Here is a 16,071-nt window from a genome sequence, read left to right as displayed (position 1 = left end):
GACGATCGTCACGACCCGCCACCTCCCTGCGGAGGCCCGGACGGCCGGCTACTCGCCGGCGAGGCGGGAGCGGAGGCGGAGGACCGCCTTCGTGTGCAGCTGGGAGACGCGGGACTCGGTCACGCCGAGGACCTCGCCGATCTCGCGGAGGGTGAGGTTCTCGTAGTAGTAGAGCGCCACGACGAGCTTCTCGCGCTCGGGGAGGCGGGCGATCGCGTCGGCGACGCGGTCCTTGAGGTCCGTCGCGTCCATGACCTCGGAGGGGTCCGGGGCGTCGGGGTCCTGGAGGGTGTCGAGCAGCGAGACCTGGTCGCCGGACGAGTCCGAGACGGTCCACAGCTCATCCAGCGCGGCGACCGTCGAGTTGGAGATCTGGAGCAGCGACTCCTGGAACTCGTCGACGGAGATGTTCAGCTCCGTCGCCATCTCCTCGTCGGTGGGCGCGCGCTGGTACTGGTGCTCGAGCTTGGAGTTGGCGCGCTCGATCTCTCGCGCGCGGGAGCGGACGGAGCGGGGCACCCAGTCGAGCGACCGCAGCTCGTCGATGATCGCGCCCTTGATGCGCGTGATGGCGTAGGTCTCGAACTTGATCTCGCGATCGAGGTCGAACCGCTCGATCGCGCTGATGAGGCCGACGAGCCCGTACGAGATCAGGTCGGACTCCTCGACGTGCGCGGGCAGACCGGACGCCATGCGACCCGAGACGTACTTGACCAGCGGGGAGTACGCGACCACGAGGCGCTCACGGGCCTGCACGTCCCCCGTCGCCTTGTAGCGGCGCCAGAGGTCTCGTAGCTCGATTGCCTTGACGTTGGTCTCCAAAGTCGGCCCCCTCAGGCCCGCGGATGGCTCCGGGCGTACACGGACCTGAGCCGCGCTGAGTCTACTCGCGTGTAGATCTGCGTCGTTGACACTGACGAATGTCCAAGTAGCTCCTGGATGGCCCTTAAGTCGGCTCCTCCCTCCAGAAGATGAGTCGCGAAGCTGTGGCGCAACGCGTGGGGCGACAGATCACCGCTCGCATCGGCTTGGCGCTCCCACGTTCTCAGGCGCCGCCTGACATCCGAGGTGGACAGGCGCTTGCCGGACTTCGAGAGGAACAGGGCGGCCTCGCCGTCGCCGGCGGCCAGCGCGGGCCGGGCCCGCTCGAGGTACCGCGACAGCGACCGGGCCGCCGCCTCGCCCACGGGTACCACCCTAGTCTTCTGCCCCTTCCCCTCCACGCGGACCTCCTCGGCGTCGAAGTCGAGTGATCCGACGTCGAGGTTGACGAGCTCCTCGGCCCGCAGGCCGCACGCGTAGGCGAGCTCGAAGAGCGCCCGGTCGCGCATCTCGAGCGGGCTCGCGGCGGGGATCCGGTCGAGCAGCTCCGCGACCTCGTCGGGCTTGAGCGCGCGCGGCAGCTTGGCCGGGCGCTTCGGCGCCGGCAGCAGCTCGGCGGGGTTGTGCGCCACCCACCCGTGCTCGCGCATCACTCTGAAGAACGCGCGGATGGCCGCGAGCTTGCGGGCGACGGTGCTCGCCTGCGGGCGCGAGTCCCCGAGGCGCGCCGCGTAGCGCCGCAGCGACTTCATGTCGACGTCCTCGGGCGCGACGCCCTGCGCGCGCGCCCACGTGGCGAGCTGGCCGAGGTCGGTCGCGTACGCGCGCCGCGTCTTCTCGGCGGCGCCGCGCCGGCGCAGGTCGGCGTCGAACAGGCGCAGGGCTTCCGCCCAGCGCGCGCCGCTACGGTCAGCCTCCATGGCGGTCTTCTTCATCGACACGTCGACCGGGCGCATCGCAACGCACCGTCAGCTCGTGGACGCGGGGATCGCGAACGGGGTCGATGCGCCGCCGCGGCCGTGGCATCGCATCCAGGGCACGAACGACGCGACGACCATGTGGTACGCCGTCCTGCGGCGCCGGGAGAAGAGCGTGTTCATCGGCACGCTGGTCCTTCGACACAGCGACCACTACGCCTCCCTGCTCGAGAAGGGCTGGGAGGAGGTCGAGGTCGGGGACATCGCGCCCCCGGAAGCGTAGCTAAGACCGATCAGGCGATGTAGACCGCCGAGCCCACGGGCACGCGGTCGTACAGGTCGATGACGTCCGGGATGTGCATCCGGATGCAGCCGTGCGAGGCGTTGGAGCCGATCGACGCGTCGTCAGTGGTGCCGTGGATGCCCGCGCCGCCGATGATGCCCATCCAGCGCGCCTTGATGGGGTTCGTCGGGCCCGGCGGGATCACCTGGCCCGCGAGGTCCCCCGCCCAATCGGAGTCGGGGACGTGCCAGTACGGGTTGACCTGCTTGTTCTCGATGTCGTACAGCCCCGCGGGCGTCTCGAGCCCCGCCATGCCGACGGCGATCGGGTACGTCTTCTCGAGCCGCAGGTCCTTGTAGAGCCGCAGCACGTGCGAGCCGCGGTCGACGATGATCGCCGTGCCGTACTTCGAGGCGAGCTCGTCGGTCGTCACCTCGGGTTGCACCTTCCGGACCCTCGCGTGGACGATCCGCTGGTTCTCGCCCGGGCGCAGCAGCGCCGCCTCGACCCGCGTGCGCAGCTTCGCCCGGTCGACCGCGTAGCCGGTGTGGCCCTTGACGGTCTGCAGCCCGGCGGCGGTGAACTGCACGGAGGCGTCCTTGGCCTCGCTGTCGACGTGCCGGCGCACGCGCGAGACGAGCCTGCCGACGGCCTCGCTCGAGTACGTCACCTTCGGCTGGAGGTTCGCATGGACCTCGCCGCCGGTCACGCCGCGCAACGTGCGGCTGAGGATGTTGCCGTCGCGGCCCCTGGCGACCGCCTCGCGCACCATCTCGTCGATGTTCGCTGCGATCTTCGCCTCGCGGGCGGTCAGGTGGAACGTCTTGCCCCGCGCCCGGACGGTGACCGGCGAGGAGAGCGGCTGCAGCAGCTCGGCCTGCAGCTTGGCCCGCGCCTCGGGGGCGTGCATGCCGGACAGGTCGATCCCGCCGACCCGGACGCCCTTCGCGATCTTGTCCTCCCGACCGTGGTCGTACGCGTAGACGGCGGCGGCGCCGATGCAGAGAAGTGCGATCGCAACGGCGACGCCTATGAAGGACCTCGGACGCATACGCTTCAGGTGTCGGCGAGTGTATGCCGCTGATCAAGGGTCAGGAAGCGCTGCAAGCTCCTCTGCGTGCTCTCCGGGCGCCAAGTTGCGCAATCTCGAACCGGAGCCGCGGACGCTCGGGCTGTACCGCAGGAACTCCTCCACCTCGCGCTCGTAGCGGTAGCCGTCGGTTCCGGTGTCGAGCATCGGCTCGAGCCGCAGGCCCTCGCGGAACTTCAGGACCGCCTCGCGCGTCGTGTAGCGGAAGCGGTAGCCCGTCTCCTTGATGAGGCGGTTGTCCAGCCCGCGCCCGAAGCGCAGGAGCTGGACGATCTCGGGCGGCAGCTCGACCCCCAGCCGCTTGAGCTGCGGCGCGACGAGCCCCGTCCCCCACGGCGGCAGCACCGGCGCGTACGGCTTGCCGAGCAGACTGCAGATCTCGCTCCACGCCAGCACGCCGTCGGCGGCGCCGTTGAAGACGCCCTCCAGGTCGTTGCGCGCCGCGTGCTCGAGCACGCCGACGATGTCGTCCTCGTGGATCAGCTGCGTGCGCGGGTCGAACCCGAGGATCCCCGGGACGACCGGCAGGCGCAGCAGACGCGTCACGGGGTTGCGCATGCTCGGGCCGATGCCGCTCGTGAAGCGCAGGATGCAGACCTTGATGTCCGGCTGCGAGTGGGCGAACCCCTGGACGGCCTCCTCGGCCTCGACGATGTCCTTCTCCAGCCGCGTGCGGGCCGGGTGCGGCCGGCGCATCTCCTCGGTGAAGAACGCGGGGTCGTCCTGCTCGGCGCCGTAGAAGTGCGCGCTCGACTTGAAGACGAAGCGCTTGACGCACGTGTCGTCGCCGCCGCACGCCGCGAGGATGTTCGTCGTCCCCATGACGTTGTTCTCGTGCGCGCGCTTGGGCGACGTCACCGTCGAGTCGACGACGAGCCGCGTGTCGATGACCGTGTCGATCTCCGCCGCCTGCACGATGCGCCGGATGAGGCTGTGGGCGTCGGCGACCTGGACGAACTCCGTGCGCTCGAGCGCGACCTTCGGCGGCCTGCGGTCGATCCCGATGATCGCCTCGACCGACGGGTCCCGCTCGAGCGACTGCGCCAGGCGGCCGCCCCAGTAGGTCGAGAGCCCGGTGATCAGCAGTCGCATGCGGTCTCCCTACCCGAACCAGACCGACTCGCGCTTGCCGACCATGTCGAACAGCTGCTCCTGGATCCGCGCGCGGACCTCCTGCGCGTAGGTCTGCACGAGCGCCCGGTTCTCCCACGCGTCGGCGGGCAGGTCGTCGGTCGGGATCGGCTCGAGGAAGCGGATCGTGAACTTCGCCGGCAGGTAGAAGAGCGGGCTCACCGGCGCGTAGATGAGCCCCGTCAGCCGCTTGAGCGCGGTGATCTGCGCGAAGACCGGCTGGGCCTCCTCGGCGCCGACGACCGCCACGGGCACGATCGGCGCCTTGGCCTTCATCGCCGCCTTGACGAACCCGCCGCGGCCGAAGCGGCGCAGGCGGTAGCGGTCCTTGAAGAGCTTCTCGGTCCCCTTCGCCCCCTCGGGGAAGACGAGCACGAGCTGCTGCTCGTCGCACAGCAGCCGGTGCACGTTCGCGGGATGCGCCGCCACGCCGCCGAGCTTCGGGATCAGCATGCTGAAGCCCGGATAGCCCTTGAAGAAGTGCTCGACGGTGAGGTGCAGCGGCCGCGGCCGGCTGTGCTCCTCCTTGATCGCCTTGGCGATCATCGCGGCGTCCGGCGGCAGCGCGCCCGCGTGGTTGGAGACGAGCAGCGCGCCGCCATCTGCGGGGACGTGCTCGATGCCCTCCACGTCGACGCGGAACCAGAGCTTGTAGAGGAAGTCGTAGACCGTCCGGTCGAGCAGGCCCTCGACGCGCTCGGAGCGGCCCCAGTCGGTCAGGCGGCGCTCCGGCTCGAGGCCGGGCAGGAGGTCGCGGCGGGGTTCGAGGTCCGTCGTCACGCCAGGAACGGTGCCAGCTTGCGCTCGAGCTCGTCCCAGTCCCCGGCCGCGACCACGTCCTCCTCCTCGATGATGTCCCGGTTCCACGGGTGCACGAGCGTGGCGGCGACCATGCCCGCGTCGAGCGCGCCGCGGAGGTTCACGGGGCTGTCGTCGATGAGGACGTCGATGCCGAGCTCGCGGGCGCGGGTGATCTTGTCGTAGGAGCAGTGGAGGTCGTCGAACGGCAGGCCGATCCGGTGCAGCCAGTCGGCGGTGTGGTCGTGCGCGTCGACGGCCCGGTGGCTGGTCACGTGGATCCAGTGGCCGGCCTCGTGCCAGCGGCGGACGACCTCGACGGCGCCGGGGTACGGCTCGGCGTTGAGGACCACGTCGGGGGCGTGCGTCTCGGCGATGCAGGCCTTCAGCTGCTCGGGCTTGAGGCGCTCGATCGCCCAGGTGACCTGCTCGTCGTAGGGCAGGCTGACGCCGAACCGGCGCTTCGCCGCGGCGGCGAAGTCGTCCCAGTAGTGATGCAGCGTCGAGTCGATGTCGATGGCAAGCTTCATGCGATGAGGTGGACCGAGATCACGTGGCGCGATCACCTGAAGTGGGTCGACGTCCAAGGTAGCCCGGCGAACGTGCTCGACATGGGGGACGGCCCTCCCCTCGTCTTCGTCCACGGCCTGTCCGGCTGCTGGCAGAACTGGCTCGAGCAGCTCCCCGTCTTCGCCGAGTCGCACCGCTGCATCGCGGTCGACCTGCCCGGCTTCGGGGCGTCGCCGATGCCGACGGAGAAGATCTCGATCTCGGGCTACGGGCGCTGGCTGGATGCGCTGATGGACGAGCTCGGCATCGAGGCCGCGGCCGTGGTCGGCAACTCGATGGGCGGGTTCATCGCGGCCGAGACGGCGATCAAGTTCCCCCACCGGGTGGAGCGGCTCGTGCTCGTCTCCGCCGCCGGCCTGTCGATCGAGGACCAGCGCGACGAGCGGGTCCTGCGGCTCCTCGAGGTCACCGAGAACACGGCGCAGTTCCTCATGGCCCACTTCCTGTCGAAGTCCGAGGCGCTCATACGGCGCCGGAGGGGCCGCAAGGTGCTCATGTGGTTCGTGGCCGCCCATCCCGACGAGCTGGACCCCGCGATCGTCAGGGAGCAGATGAGCGGGGCGAACAAGCCCGGCTTCGTGCCCGCGCTCGACGCGCTGACCGACTACCCGATCCGCGACCGGCTGGCGGAGATCGCGTGCCCGACGCTGATCGTGTGGGGACCGAAGGACCGGCTCGTGCCGGTCAAGGACGCGTACGAGTTCGACCGGCTCATCAGCGACTCGAAGCTCGTGATCTACGACGACACGGGCCACGTCCCGATGCTCGAGCGGCCGGGCCGCTTCAACGCCGACCTGCGGCGGTTCCTCGCGGCGCAGCCGTCGTCGGAGGTCGAGCGGGTCGCCGCGGCGGCCGGCGCCCGCGAGCCGGAGCCCGCGGGCGTCGAGGCGGAGGACTCCGACGCGGCCTAGGGCGCGGGCTCGACGACGGGCCCGACCTCGGGCTCGACCGTCGTCTCGCCGGGGTGCCCCGGCGCGGACGGGTTCGTCACCGCGCCCTCGCTCGCGCTGCTGACGAGCGCGGCGTACTTGGCCAGCACGCCGGTCGCGTCGGGGTTCGGCGGCGGCGTGTAGGCGGCGACGCGGTCGGCGATCTCGCCGTCGCTCAGCGCCACGTCCATCCGGCGCTGGTCGACGTCGATGGTGATCTCGTCGCCGTCGCGGATCGCGGCGATCGGGCCGCCGTGGACCGCCTCCGGGACGACGTGGCCGGCCATGAAGCCGTGCGTCGCGCCGCTGAAGCGCCCGTCGGTGAGCAGCGCGACGTGCGAGCCGAGGCCGGCGCCGTTGATCGCCGCGGTGACGGCGAGCATCTCGCGCATGCCGGGGCCGCCGGCGGGGCCCTCGTTGCGGATCACGACGACGTCGCCCTCCTCGATGCCGCCGGCGAGCAGGCTCGCCATCGCCGCCTCCTCGCCGTCGAAGACCTTCGCCGGGCCCTTGTGGAAGCGGCGCTCGTGGCCGCTGAGCTTCACGACGCTGCCGCCGGGTGCGAGGTTGCCGCGCAGGATCGCGAGGCCGCCCGTGGCCTTGAGCGGGTCGCCGAGCGGGCGCACGACGTCCTGGCCGGGCGTCTCCTCGGCGCTGTCGGCGTGCTCGCCGATCGTGACGCCCTCGACCGTGATCGCGTCCTCGTTGAGGAAGCCGCCCTCCTTGAGGCGCTTGACCACGACCGGCACGCCGCCGGCGGCGTAGAGGTCGGTGGCGACGTAGCGCCCGCCGGGGCGCAGGTCGCACGTCAGCGGGGTCGACTGGGCGATGCGATCGAAGTCGTCGATGTCGAGCTCGACGCCCGCCTCCCGCGCGACCGCGAGCAGGTGGAGCACGGCGTTCGTCGACCCGCCGCTGGTGGCGACGGCGGCGATCGCGTTCTCGAGGCTCTTGCGAGTGATGACGTCGCTGGGGCGCAGGCCGCGCTTGAGCACGTCGAGCACGAGCTTGCCGGTCTCGACGCCGACCTGCGCCTTCTTGCCGTCCTCCGCCGGGACCATGCTCGATCCCATCGGGCTGATGCCGAGCACCTCGAACGCCATCGCCATCGTGTTCGCGGTGAACTGGCCGCCGCAGGCGCCGGCGCCGGGGCTGGCGACGCGCTCGAGCTCGGCGAGGTCCTCGTCGCTCATCTGACCGACGGCGTGCTTGCCGACCGCCTCGAAGACCTCCATGATCGAGACGTCGCGGCCCTCGAACCGGCCCGGGTGGATCGACCCGCTGTAGAGCATCACGCCGGGGATGTCGAGGCGCGCCATCGCCATGACGGTCGCGGGGATCGTCTTGTCGCAGCCGCTGATGCAGACGATCGCGTCGAAGAGGTGGCCGCGCGCGACGAGCTCGATCGAGTCGGCGATGACCTCGCGGCTGACGAGGCTCGTCTTCATGCCGCTGGTGCCCATCGTGACGCCGTCGGAGATGGCGATCGTGTTGAGCTCCATCGGCGTGCCACCGGCCTCGCGGATGCCCTCCTTGACCTTCGCGGCGAGCGCGCGGTGCGTGAAGTTGCACGGCATCGTCTCGATCCAGCAGTGGGCGACGCCGATGATCGGCTTGCTGAGCGACTCGGCGTCGAAGCCGATGCCGTGGAGGTAGGAGCGCGCGGCGGCCCTGGCCGGGCCCTCCGTCAGCGCGCGGGACTTGTGCTTGACATCGAAGCTCATCGGTCCCGCGATGCTACCGGCGGACCGCGCGGCCGCCGGGGACCCGTCCGGCCAGCCGGCCGATCGGATCGAGCGCCTCGCCGAGCCCGTCGATCACCTGCTGCAGCTGGCCGACCTGGCTGCCGAGCTGGTCAAGCGTCGGCTGCAGCCGGTCGAGGTTGCCGACGGCGCGGGTGACGAGCTCCTCGACGGCGCGGACGCGCGCGGGCAGCTCGGGCAGGGTCTTCGCGGCGGTCGTCAGCTCGGGCAGCGACTCCGTCGCCTGCGCGAGCGTGCCGAGATGCTCGCCCGCCGAAGCAATGCGGTCGAGGCTGTCGGCCGCGGCGGCGAGCTGCTCGAGGCTCTCCCCCACCTTCGCGAGCTCCTCGAGGCTGGTGCCCACGTCGGCGATCCGCTCGAGCGTCTGGTCGAGCGTGCCGAGCTGGCGCAGGCTCTCGTCGAGGTTCGCGAGGCGCTCGAGCGTCTCGGAGACGTCGACGATGCGGCTGAGCGGTCCGTTCGGCGCCTGCAGCTGGCGGAGCGTCGTGACGACGTCGACCATGTTCTCGTTGAGCCGCCGCAGCTCGTCGACGATGACGGCGGGCAGGGCGAGCGCCCGCAGCGGCAGCGTGAGGAGGCTCGCCACTGCTGCTCGTTACGCGGGCTGGCTGCTGGAGGAACCGGCGTTGCGGCGGCGGTCGTCGCCGAGGCGCTGGCGCTCCCACTGGCCGAGGCGCCAGAGGTCGCGGCGGACCTGCTTCGGGTCGACCTGGCGGCCGGGCAGGTGCATGTTGGCGGTGTTGATCAGCCGGCGCTCGTCGCCCGTCAGCGCCATCCACTTCGCGAGGACGTCGTCGGAGTCGGGCAGGCGCGTGCTGCCGTACGGGCGGGTCTCGTCGGGGAACTCGACGCAGTACTCGTTGAGCAGCACGCCGGTCTGCGGGAGGTAGGCGAGGATCGGCTTGTGCGGGTAGATGAGGTAGCCGTACTCGACGCCCTCGTTGCCCGCGCGGCCCCAGACCCGGATGAACCCGAGGTCGCGGTACATCGCCCACTCCTCCTCGTTGACGCACGACTTGAGCAGGGCGCGGGCGCGCTGCTCGGCCCGGCGCTCGCGGCCGGGGTCGTGGTCGTAGCCGGGGACGCGGCGGCGGCCGGCGCGGCGGCGGTCGAGCCACTCCTCGACGCGCGGCATCATGACCTCCCAGAGGAGCACCACGATGACGATCGCGGTGGCACTGAGGGCGAGCAGCACGGTCGTTCGCTCCGTGTGCTCAGCAGCCGCCGGCGGCGCGCGGGAAGAAGATCACGCGGTCGGCGTCGGTGGGGATCTCGTCGTACGTCTTGACCATCTGCGCCTCGCGGCGGCCGGCCGTGCCCGTGAGCGGCACCGCGGCCCACATCCCGACGTCGAGCTGCGCGCGGAACGCCTCGATGAGCGCCTGCTCGTCCTCGGAGACCTCGGGGTCGCCCTCGGCGATCAGGACCTCGCCGTGGCCCGGCTTCATGCGCAGGAACTTGAGGTGGCGGCGTGCAGCCGCCGGCCGGGTCTCCTCCCGACCATGCACGACCTCTCCGCCACCGGACTTCACGAGCGTGATTATGGCAAAGCCGGGAGGCCCTCCCGGCGGGTTCCGTCATCTTCTGACGCGCGGCGGCGCTCGAGCCCGAGGACGTCGACGGGGCCGGCGCCGGCGCCGAGCTCCCGGAGGCCGTCGCGGACGGCCTCGGCCGCGACGCGCTTGGCGTGGCGGGCAGCGGTGACGACGTCGTCGCCGAGCGCGAGCCGCGCGGCCAGCGTGCTCGAGTGCGTGCACCCCGATCCGTGCGCGGCGCCGTCGGGGTGACGCTCCCCCGGGATCTCGGTGATCGTCGCGCCGTCGAACACCAGGTCGGTGACCTCGTCGCGGTGGCCGCCGGTGACCATGGCGTACGCCGGGCCGAGCCGGTGCACCGCCCGGACGAGCTCCTGCGCAGTAGCGGTCTCCGGCAGGCCGGTGAGCGCACCGGCCTCGGGGACGTTCGGCGTGACGACGGTCGCCCGCGGGATGAGCACGTGCGCGAGCGCGTCCTCGGCGTCGCGCTGCAGCAGCCGCGCGCCGGACTCCGCCACCATCACCGGGTCGATGACGACCGGCGTGCTGTGCGGCAGCTCGCCCAGCGCCTCGGCGACCGCCTCGATCGTCGCCGCGTCGCCGAGCATCCCGATCTTCACGGCGTCGACGCCCATGTCCTCGGCCACCGCGCGGATCTGCGCCTTGACCATCTCCGGCGGCACCGGATGCACCGCGGTCACGCCGATCGTGTTCTGCGCGGTCAGCGCCGTGATCGCCGTCGTCCCGTGAACCCCCTGACGCGCGAACGCCTTCAGGTCCGCCTGGATCCCGGCGCCGCCGCCGGAGTCCGACCCGGCGATGGAGAGCACGACAGGAACGGGCCGATCGGTCACGAGCCCCACGGTAGCCCGCCGCCGCCAGGTCACAACGCCACGAGGTAGTGGCCATCTTCCCGACGACGGAGGAGCCCTCGCACCTCGAGCCGCGAGAGGGCGATGAACGCGTCGTCGATCGAGAAGCCGGTCGCGGCGGCGAGGGCTCCTGCGGTGGCGTTGCCGGAGGCGACGGCTTCGAGGGCGGTGGCGAGCTCCGGTTCGAGGTGCTCGCCCACGCGGTGCACGGCCGGGGCGGCGCCGACGCCGAAGAGCGCGTCGAGGACGTCCTGCGCGCCGCGGACGACCGTCGCGCCGTCGCGCAGCAGGGCGTTCGCGCCGGCGCTTGGCGGAGACGTGACGGAGCCCGGGACGGCGGCGACCTCCCGGCCGAGCTTGAGGGCGAGGTCGGCGGTGATGAGCGAGCCGGACCGCTCGGCCGCCTCGACCACGACGGTCAGGTCGGCGAGCCCGGCGATCATCCGGTTGCGCGCCGGGAACGACCAGCGCCACGGCCGCGCTCCCGGCGGCGCCTCCGACACGACGAGCCCGCGTTCGAGCAGCCGCCGGTGCAGGTCGCGGCGTGAGCGCGGATAGGCGACGTCGGCGCCGCCCGCGAGCACCGCGACGCTGAGGCCGCCGGCGTCGACGGCTCCGGTCTGCGCGGCCGAGTCGATCCCGAGCGCCATGCCGCTGATCACCGGCACGCCGGCCGCGGCGAGATCGCGCCCGAGCGCCCGCGCGACGTCCAACCCCGTCGCCGTCGGCCGCCGCGTCCCGACGATCGCCACCGACCGCTCGTCCTCGTCAGCGATCCGCGCGAGCGCGCGCAGAGAGCCGCCGACGTGCAGCACCGCCGGAGCGTCCCGCGCCTGCAGAAGCCGCGGCGGATACGCGTCGTCATGACGGCACACCGCCACCAGCCCCGCCTCCGCGACCGCCCGCCGCGCCGCCGAGACGTCGAATCGCTGCCACGCCCGACGAACGACGCCATCGCCGTCGAGCGCCGAGAGGAGATCCTCCTCGGGCAGCGCCAGCACCTCCGGCAACCGCTGCTCGTCATGCCGCGCGATCTCGATCCGCCCGGAGAGGCGCGCGATCAGATCGCACCGGCGAAGACACGACTCGCAACTCGTCACCGAGGTTCCGATCCGGTCGGTGATGGGCGGAGGGACCCGGCCCCGCGCCGAGAGCGGCCGAGAGGCGCGCTCACGCGGCCTCCTCGCGGTGCGCGCCGGTCTCGAAGCGCAGGCTCAGGGCGGTGGCGACGTGGGCGCCGGAGATGCGGTCGGCGCCGGCGAGGTCGGCGACGGTTCGCGCGACCCTCATCACGCGGTGGTGGCCGCGGGCGCTGAGGGTCCCGCGCTCGTAGGCCTCGGTGAGCATGCGTTCGCCGCCTCCGTCGATGCCGGCGTGGCGGCGCAGGCCGGCGACGGATAGCTCGCTGTTGAGCATGCCCTGGCGGTGGAGCTGGCGCTCGCGGGCGTCGAGGACCTGGGCGCGGGCGTCCGCGGACCGCTGGGCGGGGCCGGCGCCGGCGAGCTGCTCGGCCGTCGGGCGGCCGACCGAGACCATGATGTCCATGCGGTCGAGGAGCGGGCCGCTGAGCTTGCGGCGATGCAGCGCGAGCTGGGTCTCGCCGCACTTGCAGCGCCGCTCGCCGTAGTAGCCGCACGGGCACGGGTTCGTCGCGGCGACGAGCATGAACCGCGTCGGGTAGATCGCGACGCGCTGGCCGCGCACGATGACGACGCGGCCGTCCTCGAGCGGCTGGCGCAGCGCCTCGAGCGGCGGCCGCGAGAACTCGGAGAGCTCGTCGAGGAAGAGCACGCCGTTGTGGGCGAGCGAGACCTCGCCGGGCACCGGGGTCGAGCCGCCGCCGACGAGGCCCGAGGCCGAGATCGTGTGGTGCGGCGCGCGGAACGGCCGCTGCGTCACGAGGCCCGAGCCGGGCGCGAGGCCGGCGACGCTGTGGATGCGCGTGACCTCGAGCGCCTCGCGCTCGAGCAGCGGCGGCAGCAGCGACGGGACGCGGCGCGCCAGCATCGTCTTGCCCGTCCCCGGCGGGCCCTTCATGAGGACGTTGTGCGCACCGGCCGACGCGACGACGAGACCGCGGATGACGTCGTCGTGGCCGCGGACGTCGCCGAGGTCGAGCAGAGGCTCCTCGACCGGATGCGTCGCAAGCGTCTCCGCCGAGGCGGTCGGCGGCACCGGCAGCTCACCGGTGAGGACGCCGGCCACTTCGCCGAGCGTCGAGAGCGCGGCGACCTCGATGCCGGGGACGAGGGCGGCTTCGGGGCCGCGGGCGCGCGGGACGACGAGGCCGGCCATGCCGCTGCGGGCGACGCCTTCGGCGACGGCGAGCGTCCCGCCGCAGGGGCGGAGCTCTCCGCCGAGGGAGAGCTCGCCGAAGACGGCCCAGCGGGCGAGCGCCTCGGGCGGGAGCTGGTCGCTGGCGGCGAGGATGCCGACGGCGATCGCGAGGTCGAAGCCGGGGCCGGCCTTGCGGAGGTAGGCCGGGGCGAGGTTCGCCGTGATGCGCTTCTGGGGGAACTCGAAGCCGGAGTTGAGGATCGCGGCGCGGACTCGCTCGCGCGCCTCGCGGACCGCCTTGTCGCCGAGGCCGACGATCGAGAACGCCGGCAGCCCGAGGCGGACGTCGACCTCGACCGTGACGCGCCGCGACTCGATGCCGTCGATGGCGAAGGTGATGACGCTCGACAGCACTCAGAACGCCCCCTCGAGGTGGTCGAGCGCGACGAGCGCGCCGGTGGCGTCGACCGTGACGCCGATCGCGTCGAAGCGCAGCTCGCGCGCCCGCGGGCGGTCGGGCACCTCGATGAGGTAGGCGGCGGCCATGCGGCGCACCTGCTTGCGCTTGCGCTCGTGCAGGTTGTCCCACGGCCGCCCCGCGCCCCGGCGCGCCTTGACCTCGACGAAGACGAGCGTCTCGTCGTCGCACGCGATGAGGTCGATCTCGCCGTAGCGCGTCCGGTGGTTGCGCGCGACGACGCGGTAGCCGAGCCGCTCGAGATGCGTCGCGGCGAGGTCCTCGGCCGCGCGGCCCAGGACGTGTCGGGGGTCGGTGGAAGGCACGCCGGCGACTGTGAGGCCGCCGGCGTGTCATGAGTGCTGAGAAGTGCGTCGACTCAGTTGCGGCCGTGCGCGGCGACCTGGGCGTACGCCTCAGCCGAGGTCGTCGTGTCGGCGATGCCCGCCGGCTTGCCGGGCGTGTAGAGCCACGTCTGGAAGAAGCCGCTGAGGTCCTCGCCGGCGATCTGGGACGCCATGGAGACGAACTCGGGCGTCGAGGCGTTGCCGTACTTGTACGCCGAGTACCACCCGCGCAGCAGGGCGAAGAACTTCGGGTCGCCGATCCGCTCGCGCAGGGCCTGCAAGGTCATCCCACCGCGGACGTAGATCGTGCCGTCGAAGAGATCGGCCGGATCGCCCGGATCGCCCGGCGGCGGGTTCCAGAACCACGACTGGGAGGCCGGCGTGCCGAGCAGCTGATGGAGCTCCTGCGAGGCGGTCTTGTTGCCCTGGCGCTCGGTCCAGTACCACTCCGACCACGTCGCGAAGCCCTCGTGCAGCCAGATGTCCGGCCACTGCCGCAGCGTCACGGCGTCGCCGAACCACATGTGCGACAGCTCGTGCAGCACGGTCACCTCGTCGGGCGCGTACGCGAAGACCGGCTTGGTCTGCGTCTCGAGCGAGTAGCCCAGCGACGGCGCGTCGTCGACGATCGCGCCCGCGTTCTCGAACGGGTACGCGCCGTACGTCTCGACGAGGAAGTCGACCATCCCGGGCAGCTTGCGCATGTTCGCGGCCGCGGACGAGGCGAGCTGCGGGTCGACCGCGATGTACGTCGGGATCCCGCCCGGCGTCGTCCCGGTCGTCACGTCGAACTCGCCGACGGTGATCGTCACGAGGTACGGCGCCATCGGGTACGTCTCGCGCCAGCGCCACGTCGAGCGACCGCCCGACGACGACTGCGACGCCAGCAACCCGTTGCCGATCGCCTTCAAGCCGGCCGGCACGGTCATGGAGACGTCGTAGGTCGCCTTGTCGCGCGGCGTGTCGTTCGCCGGGTACCAGCCGGGCGAGCCCTGCGGCTCGTTCACCACGACCACGCCGTCGTCGGTGTAGACGAAGCCCTCGGACGACCCGTCCGGGTCGATGACGGTCTTCGGCACGCCCGAGTACGGCACGACGACGGTGAAGCCCGAGCCCTTGCGGATCGGAGCCGCCGGCGTGATCTGCAGCTCGTGCGTGCCGGACCGCGCGACCTTCGCGGCGCGCCCGTCGACGGTCACGGTCCCGAGCGTGAAGCCGCGCAGATCGAGGTTGAACCGCGACAGGTCCTGCGTCGCCTTGACCGACAGCGTCGCGGTGCCCTTGAGCAGCCGCGTGGACGGCGTGAAGTCGAGAGCGAGCTTGTAGTTGAGGACGTCGATCCCGCCGTTCCCGGCGCTCGGGAAGAACGGGTCGTCCACGCCGGCGGACCCGGCGGTGAACGCGGCCGAGGCGGCCGACGGCAGTGCACAGGCCACGATCGCGGCGAGCGCGGCGGCGGCGAGACGAAGATTCGGCAACGGAAGGGCCCTCCTGCGATCGGAAGAGCCGACCGTACACGCTGCGCTGAGCAAGCGTGAACGACGAACTCAGAGCGTCAGCTGCTGATACGCGAGCGACTGGAACGACATCCGGTGCAGCGGGGAGACGCCGCTGCGCCTGATCGCCTCGCGGTGCTCGGGCGTCGAGTACCCGACGTGGGAGTCGAAGCCCCAGTCCGGGTGCTCGACGTGGATCCGCCGCATGTACCGGTCGCGCGTCACCTTCGCGACGATCGACGCCGCGGCGATCGCGGCGCTCTTGGTGTCGCCGTCGACGATCGGGCGGCACGGGTGCGGGAAGTCCTTGCCGAGCGCGAACCCGTCGCTGAGGCACAGCACGCCCGGCACCGCCACGCGGCACAGCGACTCGCGCAGCGCATCGAGGTTCGTCCGGTGCAGCCCGCGCGTGTCGATCCGCCGCGGGCACCGCGACACGACGCTGACCTTCGTCGCGATGCGCATGACGATCGGGTAGAGCTCCTCGCGCGACTCCTCGGTCTGCTGCTTGGAGTCGTTGAGCTTCCCGAGCGCGCGGACGTCGCGCGGCGAGAGCCGCTCGAGGTCGAAGAGCACCGCCGCCGCCACGAGCGGGCCGGCCAGGCAGCCGCGGCCGGCCTCGTCGGCGCCTGCGACGAACCGCACGCCGAACTTGCGGTCGTGGATGAAGAGCTTGCGGCCCTGCGAGCGGGAGGGGCGCTTGGGAGCGGGTGGAGCGACGGTGGCGGCCACGGCGCCGTCCATGATGACCGAGGAACCGGCGAGAGCCGGAGCCGAAGATCGC

Annotated in this window: 18 protein-coding genes; 2 read left to right on the top strand and 16 right to left on the bottom strand. The window is 72.1% G+C overall.

Going from position 1 to position 16,071, the window contains the following annotated elements; all coding sequences use genetic code 11:
• Positions 1 to 48 precede the first annotated feature (48 nt).
• Together whiG and AC1UE4_RS03200 are read right to left on the bottom strand one after the other, a co-directional pair.
• A complete protein-coding gene (whiG, locus tag AC1UE4_RS03205) occupies positions 49 to 822 on the bottom strand; it encodes an RNA polymerase sigma factor WhiG (RefSeq protein WP_482915780.1) in 774 nt (257 codons plus the stop codon).
• 11 nt (positions 823 to 833) lie between these two features.
• Positions 834 to 1,742, bottom strand: coding sequence for a tyrosine recombinase (locus AC1UE4_RS03200; RefSeq protein ID WP_482915779.1), 909 nt, complete (start codon positions 1,740 to 1,742; stop codon positions 834 to 836).
• Between AC1UE4_RS03200 and AC1UE4_RS03195 the strand changes: the two genes are divergently transcribed.
• Positions 1,741 to 2,022, top strand: coding sequence for a hypothetical protein (locus AC1UE4_RS03195; RefSeq protein WP_482915778.1), 282 nt, complete (start codon positions 1,741 to 1,743; stop codon positions 2,020 to 2,022). The genes AC1UE4_RS03200 and AC1UE4_RS03195 overlap by 2 nt on opposite strands.
• A 10-nt stretch (positions 2,023 to 2,032) precedes the next feature.
• Here the strand turns inward: AC1UE4_RS03195 and AC1UE4_RS03190 are convergent, their stop codons facing one another.
• Genes AC1UE4_RS03190 through AC1UE4_RS03175 form a run of 4 tightly spaced genes read right to left on the bottom strand, consistent with a single transcriptional unit; the run spans position 2,033 to position 5,571 of the window.
• Entirely contained in the window at positions 2,033 to 3,073 is a 1,041-nt protein-coding gene (locus tag AC1UE4_RS03190) for a L,D-transpeptidase family protein (protein ID WP_482915777.1), read from the bottom strand.
• Positions 3,074 to 3,106: 33 nt separating this feature from the next.
• Complete coding sequence (locus tag AC1UE4_RS03185) at positions 3,107 to 4,204, bottom strand: NAD-dependent epimerase/dehydratase family protein (RefSeq protein WP_482915776.1); 1,098 nt, start codon at positions 4,202 to 4,204, stop codon at positions 3,107 to 3,109.
• Between the two features lie 9 nt (positions 4,205 to 4,213).
• Positions 4,214 to 5,023 carry a lysophospholipid acyltransferase family protein gene (locus AC1UE4_RS03180; RefSeq protein WP_482915775.1) on the bottom strand — a complete coding sequence of 270 codons (810 nt, stop codon included), beginning with the start codon at positions 5,021 to 5,023 and terminating at the stop codon, positions 4,214 to 4,216.
• Complete coding sequence (locus AC1UE4_RS03175) at positions 5,020 to 5,571, bottom strand: 5' nucleotidase, NT5C type (protein ID WP_482915774.1); 552 nt, start codon at positions 5,569 to 5,571, stop codon at positions 5,020 to 5,022. The genes AC1UE4_RS03180 and AC1UE4_RS03175 overlap by 4 nt, the downstream gene beginning before the upstream one ends.
• A 3-nt stretch (positions 5,572 to 5,574) precedes the next feature.
• Here AC1UE4_RS03175 and AC1UE4_RS03170 point away from each other — a divergent pair, with 3 nt between their 5' ends.
• On the top strand, positions 5,575 to 6,522 hold the full coding sequence (locus tag AC1UE4_RS03170) for an alpha/beta fold hydrolase (RefSeq protein WP_482915773.1): 948 nt from the start codon (positions 5,575 to 5,577) through the stop codon (positions 6,520 to 6,522).
• Here the strand turns inward: AC1UE4_RS03170 and ilvD are convergent.
• The 10 genes from ilvD to rnhB all read right to left on the bottom strand — a co-directional run bounded on the left by ilvD (position 6,519) and on the right by rnhB (position 16,031).
• Positions 6,519 to 8,264 (bottom strand): dihydroxy-acid dehydratase, encoded by a 1,746-nt coding sequence (gene ilvD, locus AC1UE4_RS03165; protein ID WP_482915772.1) that lies wholly within the window; start codon positions 8,262 to 8,264, stop codon positions 6,519 to 6,521. The two genes, AC1UE4_RS03170 and ilvD, sit on opposite strands and share 4 nt — an antisense overlap.
• Before the next feature lie 13 nt (positions 8,265 to 8,277).
• The gene (locus AC1UE4_RS03160) at positions 8,278 to 8,889 is read right to left on the bottom strand and encodes a hypothetical protein (RefSeq protein WP_482915771.1); all 612 of its coding nucleotides are present in this window, start codon (positions 8,887 to 8,889) and stop codon (positions 8,278 to 8,280) included.
• 9 nt (positions 8,890 to 8,898) lie between these two features.
• On the bottom strand, positions 8,899 to 9,498 hold the full coding sequence (locus AC1UE4_RS03155) for a hypothetical protein (RefSeq protein WP_482915770.1): 600 nt from the start codon (positions 9,496 to 9,498) through the stop codon (positions 8,899 to 8,901).
• Between the two features lie 19 nt (positions 9,499 to 9,517).
• Complete coding sequence (locus AC1UE4_RS03150; protein WP_482915769.1) at positions 9,518 to 9,811, bottom strand: hypothetical protein; 294 nt, start codon at positions 9,809 to 9,811, stop codon at positions 9,518 to 9,520.
• A gap of 32 nt (positions 9,812 to 9,843) precedes the next feature.
• Complete coding sequence (gene thiD, locus AC1UE4_RS03145) at positions 9,844 to 10,692, bottom strand: bifunctional hydroxymethylpyrimidine kinase/phosphomethylpyrimidine kinase (RefSeq protein WP_482915768.1); 849 nt, start codon at positions 10,690 to 10,692, stop codon at positions 9,844 to 9,846.
• 29 nt (positions 10,693 to 10,721) lie between these two features.
• Entirely contained in the window at positions 10,722 to 11,711 is a 990-nt protein-coding gene (gene dprA / locus AC1UE4_RS03140) for a DNA-processing protein DprA (RefSeq protein WP_482918191.1), read from the bottom strand.
• A gap of 169 nt (positions 11,712 to 11,880) precedes the next feature.
• The gene (locus AC1UE4_RS03135) at positions 11,881 to 13,401 is read right to left on the bottom strand and encodes a YifB family Mg chelatase-like AAA ATPase (RefSeq protein ID WP_482915767.1); all 1,521 of its coding nucleotides are present in this window, start codon (positions 13,399 to 13,401) and stop codon (positions 11,881 to 11,883) included.
• Positions 13,402 to 13,770: a YraN family protein gene (locus tag AC1UE4_RS03130; protein ID WP_482915766.1), complete on the bottom strand. Its 369-nt coding sequence runs from the start codon at positions 13,768 to 13,770 to the stop codon at positions 13,402 to 13,404. It abuts the gene before it with no gap.
• Between the two features lie 53 nt (positions 13,771 to 13,823).
• A complete protein-coding gene (locus AC1UE4_RS03125; protein WP_482915765.1) occupies positions 13,824 to 15,269 on the bottom strand; it encodes a M1 family metallopeptidase in 1,446 nt (481 codons plus the stop codon).
• Positions 15,270 to 15,338: 69 nt separating this feature from the next.
• The gene (gene rnhB, locus AC1UE4_RS03120) at positions 15,339 to 16,031 is read right to left on the bottom strand and encodes a ribonuclease HII (RefSeq protein WP_482915764.1); all 693 of its coding nucleotides are present in this window, start codon (positions 16,029 to 16,031) and stop codon (positions 15,339 to 15,341) included.
• Between the last annotated feature and the right edge of the window lie 40 nt (positions 16,032 to 16,071).

It is taken from the genome of Parviterribacter kavangonensis (genome assembly GCF_056863335.1).
This window is presented reverse-complemented; position numbering and strand designations above follow the sequence as displayed.

Excerpts from the sequence above, each read along its gene's own strand:
- AC1UE4_RS03195 (WP_482915778.1), top strand. The coding sequence starts at position 1,741 with ATGGCGGTCTTCTTCATCGACACGTCGACCGGGCGCATCGCAACGCAC.
- AC1UE4_RS03200 (WP_482915779.1), bottom strand. The coding sequence starts at position 1,742 with ATGGAGGCTGACCGTAGCGGCGCGCGCTGGGCGGAAGCCCTGCGCCTG.
- AC1UE4_RS03190 (WP_482915777.1), bottom strand. The coding sequence starts at position 3,073 with ATGCGTCCGAGGTCCTTCATAGGCGTCGCCGTTGCGATCGCACTTCTC.
- AC1UE4_RS03185 (WP_482915776.1), bottom strand. The coding sequence starts at position 4,204 with ATGCGACTGCTGATCACCGGGCTCTCGACCTACTGGGGCGGCCGCCTG.
- AC1UE4_RS03175 (WP_482915774.1), bottom strand. The coding sequence starts at position 5,571 with ATGAAGCTTGCCATCGACATCGACTCGACGCTGCATCACTACTGGGAC.
- AC1UE4_RS03170 (WP_482915773.1), top strand. The coding sequence starts at position 5,575 with ATGAGGTGGACCGAGATCACGTGGCGCGATCACCTGAAGTGGGTCGAC.
- ilvD (WP_482915772.1), bottom strand. The coding sequence starts at position 8,264 with ATGAGCTTCGATGTCAAGCACAAGTCCCGCGCGCTGACGGAGGGCCCG.
- rnhB (WP_482915764.1), bottom strand. The coding sequence starts at position 16,031 with ATGGACGGCGCCGTGGCCGCCACCGTCGCTCCACCCGCTCCCAAGCGC.